Source organism: Pseudomonas sp. TWI923 (assembly GCF_039673365.1).
Taxonomy (GTDB): Bacteria; Pseudomonadota; Gammaproteobacteria; order Pseudomonadales; family Pseudomonadaceae; genus Aquipseudomonas; species Aquipseudomonas sichuanensis.
Genome location: NZ_JBDJLM010000004.1, coordinates 66,884 through 78,371, shown reverse-complemented (window position 1 = coordinate 78,371; position 11,488 = coordinate 66,884). Strand labels below are relative to the sequence as shown.

General features: G+C 67.1%; 13 protein-coding genes. 12 read left to right on the top strand and 1 reads right to left on the bottom strand.

What is annotated here, in order from left to right; genetic code table 11:
* Positions 1-139: 139 nt before the first annotated feature.
* Positions 140-1,600: a protein adenylyltransferase SelO gene (locus tag ABE459_RS03210; RefSeq protein WP_323830766.1), complete on the top strand. Its 1,461-nt coding sequence runs from the start codon at positions 140-142 to the stop codon at positions 1,598-1,600.
* A gap of 110 nt (positions 1,601-1,710) precedes the next feature.
* Positions 1,711-2,145: a thioredoxin TrxC gene (gene trxC, locus ABE459_RS03205; protein ID WP_125860837.1), complete on the top strand. Its 435-nt coding sequence runs from the start codon at positions 1,711-1,713 to the stop codon at positions 2,143-2,145.
* 347 nt (positions 2,146-2,492) lie between these two features.
* Here the strand turns inward: trxC and ABE459_RS03200 are convergent, their stop codons facing one another.
* The gene (locus tag ABE459_RS03200) at positions 2,493-3,266 is read right to left on the bottom strand and encodes a ParA family protein (RefSeq protein WP_110995334.1); all 774 of its coding nucleotides are present in this window, start codon (positions 3,264-3,266) and stop codon (positions 2,493-2,495) included.
* Between the two features lie 314 nt (positions 3,267-3,580).
* Between ABE459_RS03200 and ABE459_RS03195 the strand changes: the two genes are divergently transcribed.
* Genes ABE459_RS03195 through ABE459_RS03150 form a run of 10 tightly spaced genes read left to right on the top strand, consistent with a single transcriptional unit; the run spans position 3,581 to position 11,413 of the window.
* Positions 3,581-4,297: a beta-ketoacyl synthase chain length factor gene (locus ABE459_RS03195; RefSeq protein ID WP_125465888.1), complete on the top strand. Its 717-nt coding sequence runs from the start codon at positions 3,581-3,583 to the stop codon at positions 4,295-4,297.
* The gene (locus tag ABE459_RS03190) at positions 4,273-5,091 is read left to right on the top strand and encodes a lysophospholipid acyltransferase family protein (protein WP_258643537.1); all 819 of its coding nucleotides are present in this window, start codon (positions 4,273-4,275) and stop codon (positions 5,089-5,091) included. The genes ABE459_RS03195 and ABE459_RS03190 overlap by 25 nt, the downstream gene beginning before the upstream one ends.
* Positions 5,060-5,332 carry a phosphopantetheine-binding protein gene (locus ABE459_RS03185; RefSeq protein ID WP_125860843.1) on the top strand — a complete coding sequence of 91 codons (273 nt, stop codon included), beginning with the start codon at positions 5,060-5,062 and terminating at the stop codon, positions 5,330-5,332. Before ABE459_RS03190 ends, ABE459_RS03185 begins: the two co-directional genes overlap by 32 nt.
* A gap of 9 nt (positions 5,333-5,341) precedes the next feature.
* Entirely contained in the window at positions 5,342-5,596 is a 255-nt protein-coding gene (locus ABE459_RS03180; RefSeq protein WP_110995337.1) for an acyl carrier protein, read from the top strand.
* Positions 5,593-6,138 carry a hypothetical protein gene (locus ABE459_RS03175; RefSeq protein WP_125860845.1) on the top strand — a complete coding sequence of 182 codons (546 nt, stop codon included), beginning with the start codon at positions 5,593-5,595 and terminating at the stop codon, positions 6,136-6,138. The genes ABE459_RS03180 and ABE459_RS03175 overlap by 4 nt, the downstream gene beginning before the upstream one ends.
* Complete coding sequence (locus ABE459_RS03170; protein ID WP_323830767.1) at positions 6,135-7,814, top strand: AMP-binding protein; 1,680 nt, start codon at positions 6,135-6,137, stop codon at positions 7,812-7,814. The genes ABE459_RS03175 and ABE459_RS03170 overlap by 4 nt, the downstream gene beginning before the upstream one ends.
* On the top strand, positions 7,807-8,541 hold the full coding sequence (locus ABE459_RS03165; protein WP_323830768.1) for a glycosyltransferase family 2 protein: 735 nt from the start codon (positions 7,807-7,809) through the stop codon (positions 8,539-8,541). Before ABE459_RS03170 ends, ABE459_RS03165 begins: the two co-directional genes overlap by 8 nt.
* Positions 8,538-9,470, top strand: a complete 933-nt coding sequence (locus ABE459_RS03160; protein ID WP_323830769.1) for a glycosyl transferase — start codon at positions 8,538-8,540, stop codon at positions 9,468-9,470. Before ABE459_RS03165 ends, ABE459_RS03160 begins: the two co-directional genes overlap by 4 nt.
* On the top strand, positions 9,451-10,995 hold the full coding sequence (locus ABE459_RS03155; RefSeq protein WP_323830770.1) for an aromatic amino acid ammonia-lyase: 1,545 nt from the start codon (positions 9,451-9,453) through the stop codon (positions 10,993-10,995). The genes ABE459_RS03160 and ABE459_RS03155 overlap by 20 nt, the downstream gene beginning before the upstream one ends.
* On the top strand, positions 10,988-11,413 hold the full coding sequence (locus ABE459_RS03150) for an acyl-CoA thioesterase (RefSeq protein WP_323830771.1): 426 nt from the start codon (positions 10,988-10,990) through the stop codon (positions 11,411-11,413). Before ABE459_RS03155 ends, ABE459_RS03150 begins: the two co-directional genes overlap by 8 nt.
* Positions 11,414-11,488: the final 75 nt, after the last annotated feature.

Below are 11,488 nucleotides of genomic sequence, written 5' to 3'. Positions count from 1 at the left end.
GTCGAGAATTGTTGCGAGGGCTGCGCCCTCGTTCGCGGGTAAACCCGCTCCCACACAGCCAGCGCGATCCCTGTGGGAGCGGGTTTACCCGCGAAGGGCCGCAAAGCGGCCCCAATCGCACCGAATCCAGGAGCAGCCCGTGAAGTCCCTCGACCACCTCAGCTTCGACAACCGCTTCGCCCAACTCGGCGACGCCTTCTCCACCCAGGTCCTGCCCGAGCCGATTGCCGAGCCGCGCCTGGTCGTCGCCAGCACATCGGCCATGTCCCTGCTCGACCTCGACCCGGCCCAGGCCGAACTGCCGGTGTTCGCCGAGCTGTTCGGCGGCCACAAGCTGTGGGAGCAGGCCGACCCGCGGGCAATGGTCTATTCCGGCCACCAGTTCGGCTCGTACAACCCGCGCCTGGGCGATGGCCGCGGCCTGCTGCTGGGCGAAGTAGTCAACGACGCCGGTGAGCACTGGGACCTGCACCTCAAGGGCGCCGGCCAGACCCCCTACTCGCGCATGGGCGACGGCCGCGCGGTGCTGCGCTCGTCGATCCGTGAATTCCTCGCCTCCGAAGCCCTGCACGCCCTGGGCATCCCCAGCAGCCGCGCACTGTGCGTGATCGGCTCGAGCACCCCGGTGTGGCGCGAAACCCGCGAAAGTGCCGCCATGCTCCTGCGCCTGGCACAGAGCCACGTGCGCTTCGGCCACTTCGAATACTTCTACTACACCAAGCAGCCCGAGCAGCAGCGGGTGCTGATCGACCATGTACTGGAGCAGCACTACCCCGAATGCCGCGACGCCGAGCAGCCCTACCTGGCCATGTTCCGCACCATCGTCGAGCGCAACGCCGAGCTGATCGCCCGCTGGCAGGCCTATGGCTTCTGCCATGGGGTGATGAACACCGACAACATGTCGATCCTCGGCATCACCTTCGACTTCGGCCCTTACGCCTTCCTCGACGACTTCGACGCCAACTTCATCTGCAACCACTCCGACGACCGTGGCCGCTACAGCTACGCCAACCAGGTACCGATTGCCCACTGGAACCTCAGCGCCCTGGCCCAGGCCCTGACCACGGTGATCGAGGTCGAGCCGCTCAAGGAAGTGCTGGCGCTGTTCCTGCCGCTGTACCAGGCTCACTACCTCGACCTGATGCGCCGCCGCCTGGGCCTGACGACGGCCGAAGATGACGACATGGCGCTGGTCGAACGCCTGCTGCAGCGCATGCAGAGCGGTGGCGTGGACTACACCTTGTTCTTCCGCAAGCTCGGCGAGCGGCCTGTAGCCGAAGCCCTGCAAGTGGTACGCGACGATTTCATCGACCTGGCCGGTTTCGACGCCTGGGGCGCCGAGTACCTGGCGCGCTGCCAACGCGAGCCGGGTAACGCCGAGGGGCGGCGTGAGCGGATGCATGCGGTCAATCCGTTGTATGTGCTGCGCAACTACCTGGCGCAGAAGGCCATCGAAGCGGCTGAGGCGGGTGACTACAGTGAGGTGCGGCGGCTGCATCAGGTGTTGAGCAAGCCATTCGAGGAGCAGGCTGGAATGCAGGCTTATGCCGAGCGGCCGCCGGAGTGGGGCAAGCATCTGGAGATCAGTTGCTCATCCTGACCTGTGGGAGCGGGCTTGCCCCGCGATAGCGTCAGCCGCTACAACAACACTGCCTGATCTGACGCCATCGCGGGGCAAGCCCGCTCCCACGATGGCCAAAGGAGTTATACATGAGTGCACCCTTGGTAATCCCCTGCCCCCACTGCAACGGCCTCAACCGCATCCCCGCCGACCGCCTGGGCGACAGCCCGAAATGCGGCCGCTGCAAACAGGATGTGCTGTTGAGCACCCCGTTCGAGCTCAGCGAAAGCAACTACGCCGCCCAGATCAAGGGCGACCTGCCGCTGCTGCTGGATGTCTGGGCCGACTGGTGTGGCCCGTGCAAGAGCTTCGCCCCCACCTTCGAACAGGCCGCCCGCCAGCTGGCTGGCCGTTGCCGCCTGGCCAAGCTGGACAGCGAAGCCAACCGTAACCTCGCCGGGCAACTGGGCATTCGCTCGATCCCCAGTTTGATTCTGTTCAGGAATGGGCGCGAAGTGGCGCGGCAGGCTGGGGCGTTTCCGTTGCAGTCGTTGCTGGAGTGGTTGCGCGGGCAAGGGGTTTGAGGGGATTGCGTCGGGGCTGACAGGGGTTCGCCGATAGATATGCAGCGCTCTTGAGATCGAGCGCCGCCCGCGCGGCGCATCGCTGGCAAGCCAGCTCCCACAGTTTGTTTCGGGCCAATTATTCCTGTGAAAGTACCGGCGCCTGCCTTGGTGCATGTCTTGAGTCATGTGGGGCGGCGGCAACGCCCACACTGAAACCGCGTCGTACCAACAAGGCGGACAGTGATGAACATGCAGGAGTAACTGGCCCGAAACAGATGTGGGAGCTGGCTTGCCAGCGATGCGCCGCGCGGGCGGCGCTCGATCTCATAGGCGCTGAAGAACTTCCGGCGAACCCCTGAAAGCCCTCACGCACTGCGCTCCAGCAAATCATGCAACTCAACAAACTGCTGAGTCAGCTTGTGCCGTGGCTCCAGGTGAATCAGCGGCAAACTGGCATGGTGGGACTCACGCATCTTCACCGAGCTGCTCAAATACACCGGTAGCACCGGCAGCCCCTCGGCCAGCAGCTCGTCGAGCATCTGCTGCGGCAGGCTGGCACGTGACTGGAACTGGTTGACCACGATGCCTTCGACCACCAACTCGTCGTTGTGGTCTTCCTTCAAATCGTCGATCTCGGCCAGCAGGCCATACAGGGCCTGGCGCGAGAAGCTGTCGCAGTCAAAGGGGATCAATACGCGATCAGCGGCGATCAGCGCGGAAACGGCGTAAAAATTGAGAGCCGGCGGGGTATCGATGTAGATCCGCTCGTAGTCCTCGTCCAGCTCTTCGAGCAGTTTGCGCAGCTTGTTGATCTTGTGCTTGGCCTCGAGCTTGGGCTGCAGATCGGCCAGTTCTGCCGTGGCGGTGACCACATGCAGGTTGTCGAACGGTGTTTCGTAGATATCGACCTTGTTCTTCTTGGCGAACGGGCCGCTGGACAGCGACTGCTTGAAGAAGTCGGCGATGCCCATGGGGATGTCGTCGCCGGTCAGGCCGGTCAGGTACTGGGTCGAGTTGGCCTGGGCATCCAGGTCGATCAGCAGGGTCCGGTAGCCTTCGCTGGCACTCACGGCCGCGAGATTGCAGGCAATGCTCGATTTGCCCACGCCACCTTTCTGATTGAACACCACGCGCCGCATGTCAGACCTCCGTGTATCAACGAATGCCCGAGTATGTGGCGACACTGCGCCATTGGCCAGCGTTGTTCGCTCAAGTTGACGGCAAGCAGCCCGACAACCTGCGAGTAACCGATTGTCGGAAACTGTGCCGCCATGCAAGAGGACATGACGCATATGCGTGTGGATGTTGTCCGATAGCCATCATGTGGATTGATACAGGTCCCGTGCACCGGGATAATGCGCGCCACCTTCCCGTGCGCCAAGCCCGCACGGCGCGTGCTCCGAGTCATTCCCACGGACAGGAACTCCCTCAGGGCGGAATCGTCACACTCATCATGATCACCTTCGATATCAGCCAATGGCGTGCCTGGGCCCCGGGCCTGCAGAGCCCTGCCGACTGGCAGGCCTGGGCGGACGGCGCCGAACGCGAGCCCTGTGCCGAGCAGGCGCCAGACGTGGCGTTCCTGCCGGCGTTGCAGCGCCGCCGCCTGAGCCATATGGCGCGCATGGCCTTTGCCGTCGGCTGGCCGTTGGCCGAAGGTCACGCCAACCTGCCACTGGTGTTCGTCTCGCGGCATGGTGAAACCCCACGCACCTTCTCGATTCTCAGCGAACTGGCCAGCCAGCAGCCCTTGTCGCCCACCCAGTTCAGCCTGTCGGTGCACAACGCAATGATCGGCCTGTGGTCGATCATGCGCGGGCAAACCTGCGAGATGACCGCCCTGGCCGCCGCCGGCGACGGCTTCGAGCAAGGCGCCGTGGAAGCCGCCGCGCTGCTCGCCGAAGGCGCACCAGCGGTGCTGCTGATCGTCACCGAGGAACAACCCCCGGCCGCCTACGCGCCCTGCATCAGCGATGTGCCGTTCGCCTACGCCGTGGCGCTGCTGCTCACACCCGGCCAGCAATGGCAGTTGACCCTTGGGCCGGCACAAATGGCGCCAGCCCCCGAGCTGCCCCATGCCCTGGCTTGGCTGCACGCCTCGCTTAGCGGCCAGAACGCCTTTTCCCACACCTGGAGCCGTCGCACATGGAACTGGCAACGTCAGCCATGAACCGCCCCCGCGACGCCTACCTGTGGCGCCTGACGGCCACCGCCCTGAGCTTCCTGCTGTTCGGCCTGGGCGGGCTGTGCCTGCGCCTGCTGGTGTTCCCGCTGCTGGCCTGCCTGCCAGGCAGTGGCGAACAGCATCGCCAACGCGCCCGGCGCACCATCGGCTGGCTGTTCTGGCGGTTCATCCTGATCATGCGCGGCCTCGGTGTGCTCACCTTCGAGATCAGCGGCGCCGAACGCCTGGGCCGGCGCGGGCAGATGATCATCGCCAACCACCCTTCATTGATCGACGTGGTGTTCCTGCTCGGGCGGGTGCGCGACGCCAACTGCGTGGTCAAGCACAGCCTGTTCGGCAACCCCTTCACCCGTGGGCCGGTGCGCGAGGCGCAGTACATCGGCAACGACGGTAGCCTGGACATGCTCGACAGCGCCGCCGCCTCGCTGCAGCAAGGCCAGCCGCTGGTGATCTTCCCCGAAGGCACCCGCACCCCGCCCGGCCAGGCCCCGGCCTTCCATCGTGGCGCCGCCGCGATCGCCCTGCGCGGTGCGAAAATCATTACACCGGTGATCATCCAGGTCAGCCCCACCACCCTGACCAAGCACGAGCCCTGGTACCGCATCCCCCGGCGGCGCGTGCACTTCAGCCTGCGCGTCGGCGCCGACATCGACCCCCAGGCCTTCGCCAGCCTTGGCCCGGCGCCCCTGGCGTCGCGCAAACTCAATGATTACCTGCACCAGTACTACAACAAGGAGCTCGCCACCGATGAGCGATGCACAACACGACCTGAACCGTGACATCAAGCAACTGATCATCGACGCCCTGGGCCTGGAAGACATCAGCGTGCAGGACATCGACGACGCGCAGACACTGTTCGGCGAAGGCCTGGGCCTGGACTCGGTGGACGCCCTCGAACTGGGCCTGGCGATCCAGAAGCGCTACGGCATCAAGATCGACGCCGATGCCAAGGACACCCGCAACCATTTCACCAACGTCGCCACCCTCGCGGCGTTCATCACCGCCCGCCAGGCCGCCTGAGACCGCACCATGCAAACCCGCGAAGACATCTTCAACACCCTCCGTGACGCCCTGGTCGAGCTGTTCGAGCTCGAGCCCGAACGCATCAGCCTGCAATCGCACCTGTACCAGGACCTGGAAATCGACAGCATCGACGCCATCGACCTGCTCGACCACATCAAGCGCAAGACCGGCAAGAAGATCAGCGCCGAGGACTTCAAGTCGGTACGCACCGTCAACGATGTGGTCGAAGCGGTTCATCGCCTGGTAAACAGCGCGGCATGAAACGCCTGGTCGGCCTCGGCCTGCTGCTGGCCGGCGTGCTGTATCCGTTTGCCGTGCACTACGGCCTGGGCCACTTCGCCCCGTGGCAGTTCGCCCTGCTGCTCGGCGGCCTGTGGCTGGCCCGCGCACTGAGCGCGCCACAACGCCCCGGTGGCCTGTGGATGGCCCTGGCGGCGCTGGGCTTCTGCGCGCTGCTGGCGCTGTCCGACAGCGCGCAACTGCTGCGCTGGTACCCGGTGCTGATCAGCAGCTTCATGCTCGCCCTGTTCGGCGCCAGCCTGCTGCAGGGCATGCCCATGGCCGAGCGCCTGGCCCGGCTGCGCGAACCCGAACTGCCACCGGCAGCGGTACGCTACACCCGGCGGGTGACCCAGGCCTGGTGCCTGTTCTTCCTGGTCAACGGCCTGATCGCCGCCGGCCTGACCCTGTGGGCGCCACTGGCCTGGTGGACCCTGTACAACGGCCTGATCGCCTACGCCGCGATGGGCCTGCTGTTCGCCGTGGAATGGCTGATACGTCAACGTGTGCGAGGACGCTCATGAACTGGATCAACCTCGAACACCTGTTGCGCCCGCTGGCCACTCCGCGCCCGGTGACCGAAGCGCCGGCCCTGGACCACGCCGCGCTGTGCCGGCAAGCCCTGTGTCTGGCCGGCGGCCTGCAAGCCCGCGGCGTGCGCCGCCTGGCGGTACATGTGGACGACGCCGCGACGCTGGCCATCGCCCTGCTCGGCGCCTGGCGCGCCGGGGCGCAGGTGCTGTTGACCGCCGACCTGCAAGCGCAGACCCGCGCCCGCTGGCAGGCCCAGGTCGACCTGTGGCTCAGCGACCAGCCAGGCGACCCACAGCTCGACGACCTGCTGGGCGAGCCACTGGCCAGCGCCGACCTCGACCCCGAGCAGTGCCGCATCAGCCTGTGCACCTCGGGCTCCAGCGGCGAGCCCAAGCGCATCGACAAATGCCTGCGCCAACTGGGCAACGAAGTCATCGCCCTGGAGCAGTTGTGGGGCGCATCCTTGGGCGATGCGCACATCCTCGGCAGCGTCGCCACCCAGCACATCTACGGCCTGCTGTTCCGTGTGCTGTGGCCGCTGTGCGCCGGGCGCGGCTTCGCCCGCCGGGCCCAGCCGTTCCCCGAAGACCTGCAACGCGCCAGCCGCGAACACCCGGCGTTCGCCTGGGTGGCCAGCCCGGCGCTGCTCAAGCGCATGGGCGACAACCTCGACTGGCCCGGGCTGAGCGCGGTGCGGCGGGTGTTCTCCTCGGGCGGCGAACTGCCCGCCGAAGCCGCCGAACGCCTGCACCAGCGCCTCGGCCAGTGGCCGACGGAAATCCTCGGCAGCTCCGAAACCGGCGGCATCGCCTGGCGCCAGGGTGAAGCCCTGTGGCAACCGTTCGCCGACGTGGTACTCAGCCAGGATGCCGACGGCGCCCTGCGCATCGCATCGCCCTACCTGCCCGCCGGCCACGTCGAGCAAAGCGCCGATGCCGCCGAGTTCGCCAGCGACGGGCGCTTCCGCCTGCTCGGCCGCCTCGACCGCACCGTCAAGCTGGAAGAAAAACGCATCTCCCTGCCCATGCTCGAACAGGCCCTGTGCGCCCACGCCTGGGTCGCCGAGGCGCGCCTGGGGGTGATCGAAGAAGGCCGCGCCTTCCTCGGTGCCCTGCTGGTGCCAAGCGCCGAAGGCCTGCATGTGCTGCGCAACCAGGGGCGCCGCGCACTGCTGGAGGGCCTGCGTGCGCACCTGGCCGAACACTGCGAGGCCATCGCCCTGCCCCGGCGCTGGCGCCTGCTGCGTCAGCTGCCATGCAACGCCCAGGGCAAGCTGCCCCAGGCCGAGGTCTCGGCGTTGCTGCTGGCCGCTCGCAGCCAGGCCCCCGAGGTGCTGGAACAGGCCCGTGAAGACAACCAGCTGCAACTGCGCCTGGCCGTGCCACTGGACTTGCCCTGCTTCACCGGCCATTTCCCGCAGACCCCGGTATTGCCCGGCGTGGTCCAGCTCGACTGGGCCATCGCCCTCGCTGCACCACTGCTGGCCGCCAACCTGCGCTTCGCCGGCATGGAAGTGCTGAAGTTCCAGCAACTGGTACGCCCCGGCGACGCGCTGCAGCTGGACCTGCGCTTCGAGCCGGAGCGCGGCAAGCTGTACTTCAGCTACAGCCGCGCCGGCCAAGCCTGCGCCAGCGGCCGTATCCTGCTGGAGGCCGTCGGTGCATAAGCCCTGCGCGGTGATCCCGGTGTACAACCACGAACAGGCCGTGCCCAAGGTGGTCGACGACCTGCTGCGCGCCGGCCTGCCCTGTGTGCTGGTGGATGACGCCAGCCATGCCCCGTGCGCCGAGGTGCTGCGCCAGCTGGCCGAGCACGCGGATGTGCACCTGGTGCAACTGGCGGTCAACCAGGGCAAGGGCGGCGCGGTGATGGCCGGCCTGCGCGAGGCCGCGCGGCTGGGCTTCAGCCACGCCCTGCAGGTGGACGCCGACGGCCAGCACGACCTGGCCGATGTCGACCATTTCCTGGCCCAGTCGCAGGTTTATCCACAGGCGCTGGTGTGCGGTTATCCCCAGTACGACGACAGCGTGCCCAAGGGGCGCCTGTATGCCCGCTACCTCACCCACGTGTGGGTATGGATCAACAGCCTGTCACTGGCCATCCCCGACTCCATGTGCGGTTTTCGCGTCTACCCGCTGCCGCCCACCCTGGCGCTGATCGACAGCGTCAAGCTGGGCCGGCGCATGGACTTCGACCCCGAGATCCTGGTGCGCCTGGCCTGGCGCAACCAGCCGATGCGCTGGCTGCCGACCCGGGTGCACTACCCGCAGGACGGCCTGTCGCACTTTCGCCTGGTGCACGACAACGCGCTGATCTCGAAGATGCACGCCAAGCTGTTCTTCGGCATGCTCCTGCGCAGCCCACTGATTCTCTGGCGGCGGTGGCGGCGATGAGCGAGCAGCACTGGGCCGCGCAACGCGAGCGCGGCAGCTTTCGGCTGATGCAGCTGACCGCGCTGCTGGCACGCCTGCTCGGGCGCCGGCTGCTCAGCCCGCTGATCCATGTGATCGTCGCCTACTTCTTCCTGTTTGGCCGGCGCGCCCGGCGCAGCGCCTGGCAGTACCAGCAGCGCCTGCACCGGTACAGCGCCGGGCAGACGCCAGCGCCCAGCCAGTGGCAGGTGTTTCGCCAGTTCATGGCCTTCGCCGACGCCCTGCTGGACAAGCTCGACGTATGGAACGGCCGCCTGCGCCTTGAAGACATCGATATCGTCGACCCGGCCGGATTGCGCGGGCAACTGCGCGGCGAGCGCGGGCAACTGCTGGTGGGCGCCCACCTGGGCAACCTTGAGGTATGCCGGGCATTGGCCGAACTGGGCGAGCAGGTGACCATGAACGTGCTGGTGCACACCCGCCATGCCGAGCAGTTCAACCGCCTGCTCGGCGAGGCCGGGGCCACCCACCTGCGGCTGATTCAGGTCAGCGAGCTGGACCCGGCCATCATGCTGCAGCTCTCGCAACGCCTGGAGCGCGGCGAGTGGCTGGCGATCGCCGGCGATCGCGTGCCGCTGCATGGCGCGCGCACCGCCACCGTGGACTTTCTCGGCCAGCCGGCCGCGTTCCCGCAAGGCCCGTGGCTGCTGGCCGGGCTGCTCGGCTGCCCGGTCAACTTGCTGTTCTGCCTCAAGCTGAACGGCCGCTACCAGATCACCCTGGAGCCTTTCGCCGAACAGCTGCAATGGCGGCGTGTCGAGCGTGACCAGGTGATCCAGCAATGGACGGCTCGCTACGCCGAACGCCTGGCCCATTACTGCCGCCAGGCGCCCCTGCAGTGGTTCAATTTCTACCCTTTCTGGAAGAGCGATGACGATGCAACCCCATGAGCCTGTCACCTTCGGCGAAGCGCCGCTGGCCATCGAGGACGTGCTGGCAGTGGCCGAGCGCCGTGCCGCTACCCGCCTGCAGGACGACGCCGAGTACCGCGAACGCATCGCCCGTGGGGCGCGCTTTCTCGACACCCTGCTCGACCAGGAAGGGGTGATCTACGGGGTCACCACCGGTTACGGCGACTCCTGCGTGGTGGCCGTGCCGCTGGAGCATGTCGAAAGCCTGCCGCGTCACCTGTACACCTTCCACGGCTGCGGCCTGGGCCGCCTGCTCGATGCAGCGGCCACCCGCGCCGTGCTGGCGGCCCGCCTGCGCTCGTTGAGCCATGGCGTGTCGGGGGTGCGCATGGAGCTGCTGGAGCGCCTGCAACTGTTCCTCGCACACGACATCCTGCCGCTGATCCCCGAAGAGGGCTCGGTGGGCGCCAGCGGCGACCTGACGCCGCTGTCCTACGTGGCCGCCACCCTCTCCGGCGAGCGCGAGGTGCTGTTCCGGGGCGAGCGCCGCAGCAGTGCCGAGGTGCACCGCGAACTGGGCTGGCAGCCGCTGGTGCTGCGCCCCAAGGAGGCGCTGGCGCTGATGAACGGCACCGCGGTGATGACCGGCCTGGCCTGCCTGGCCTTCGCCCGCGCCGACTACCTGCTGCAACTGGCCACGCGCATCACCGCGCTCAACGTGATTGCCCTGCAGGGCAACCCGGAGCACTTCGACGAGCGCCTGTTCGCCGCCAAGCCGCACCCGGGCCAGACCCAGGTGGCCGCCTGGCTGCGCCAGGACCTGGCCATCGATGCGCCGCTGCCGTCGCTGCACCGCCTGCAGGACCGCTACTCGCTGCGCTGCGCGCCCCATGTGCTCGGCGTGTTGGCCGACAGCCTGGGCTGGCTGCGCGGCTTCATCGAAACCGAGCTGAACAGCGCCAACGACAACCCGATCATCGACGGCGACGCCGAGCGCGTGCTGCACGGTGGGCACTTCTACGGCGGGCATATCGCCTTCGCCATGGACAGCCTGAAAACCCTGGTGGCCAATGTCGCCGACCTGCTCGACCGACAGCTCGCGCTGCTGGTGGACGTGCGCTACAACCACGGCCTGCCGAGCAACCTGTCCGGCGCCGAAGCCGAGCGGGCCATGCTCAACCACGGTTTCAAGGCCGTGCAGATCGGCGCCAGCGCCTGGACTGCCGAAGCCCTCAAGCAGACCATGCCGGCCAGCGTGTTCTCGCGCTCCACCGAATGCCACAACCAGGACAAGGTGAGCATGGGCACCATTGCCGCGCGCGATGCCCTGCGGGTGCTGGAGCTGACCGAGCAGGTCGCCGCCGCCACCTTGCTGGCGGCCAACCAGGGCGTCTGGCTGCGGGCCCGCCAGGCCGACGCCCGGCCTTTGCCGCCAGCGCTGGAACAGATGCACCAGCTGCTGCTGGCCGACTTCGCCCCGGTCATCGAGGACCGCGCCCTGGATCACGACCTGCGCCTGTGCCTGACCCGTATCGGCCAGCGCCACTGGAGGCTGCATGCGTAACCCCGGGGTGTTTCACGTCGACAGCGAAATCGTCGTGCCGTTTTTCGATGTGGACAGCATGCACATCGTCTGGCACGGGCATTACGTCAAGTACCTGGAAGTCGCCCGCTGCGCCTTGCTCGAGCGCCTGCAGCACGATTACCGAGGCATGCAGGCCTCCGGTTACCACTGGCCGGTGATCGACCTGCAACTGCGCTACATCCGCGGTGCCACCTTCGGCCAACGCCTGACCGTACGCGCAAGCCTGGTGGAGTGGGAGAACCGCTTGAAGATCCATTACCTGATCAGCGATGCCGAAACCGGCGAGCGCATGACCCGTGCCAGCACCGTGCAGGTAGCCGTGCATATCGACAGCGGCGAGATGCAACTGGCCTCGCCGCAGGTGATGCTCGAGGCGGTTGCCAAGGTGTTGCCATGAGTCGCGCTTTCTTGAGCCTGCGCAGGCTGTTGTGGGAGCGGCCTTGTGCCGCGAAAGGGGCGCGCAGCGGCCCCA

What these genes read in the sequence shown, in the direction of transcription:
- trxC (WP_125860837.1), top strand. Translation starts at nt 1,711, where the DNA reads ATGAGTGCACCCTTGGTAATCCCCTGCCCCCACTGCAACGGCCTCAAC.
- ABE459_RS03200 (WP_110995334.1), bottom strand. Translation starts at nt 3,266, where the DNA reads ATGCGGCGCGTGGTGTTCAATCAGAAAGGTGGCGTGGGCAAATCGAGC.
- ABE459_RS03195 (WP_125465888.1), top strand. Translation starts at nt 3,581, where the DNA reads ATGATCACCTTCGATATCAGCCAATGGCGTGCCTGGGCCCCGGGCCTG.
- ABE459_RS03190 (WP_258643537.1), top strand. Translation starts at nt 4,273, where the DNA reads ATGGAACTGGCAACGTCAGCCATGAACCGCCCCCGCGACGCCTACCTG.
- ABE459_RS03185 (WP_125860843.1), top strand. Translation starts at nt 5,060, where the DNA reads ATGAGCGATGCACAACACGACCTGAACCGTGACATCAAGCAACTGATC.
- ABE459_RS03180 (WP_110995337.1), top strand. Translation starts at nt 5,342, where the DNA reads ATGCAAACCCGCGAAGACATCTTCAACACCCTCCGTGACGCCCTGGTC.
- ABE459_RS03175 (WP_125860845.1), top strand. Translation starts at nt 5,593, where the DNA reads ATGAAACGCCTGGTCGGCCTCGGCCTGCTGCTGGCCGGCGTGCTGTAT.
- ABE459_RS03170 (WP_323830767.1), top strand. Translation starts at nt 6,135, where the DNA reads ATGAACTGGATCAACCTCGAACACCTGTTGCGCCCGCTGGCCACTCCG.
- ABE459_RS03160 (WP_323830769.1), top strand. Translation starts at nt 8,538, where the DNA reads ATGAGCGAGCAGCACTGGGCCGCGCAACGCGAGCGCGGCAGCTTTCGG.
- ABE459_RS03155 (WP_323830770.1), top strand. Translation starts at nt 9,451, where the DNA reads ATGACGATGCAACCCCATGAGCCTGTCACCTTCGGCGAAGCGCCGCTG.
- ABE459_RS03150 (WP_323830771.1), top strand. Translation starts at nt 10,988, where the DNA reads ATGCGTAACCCCGGGGTGTTTCACGTCGACAGCGAAATCGTCGTGCCG.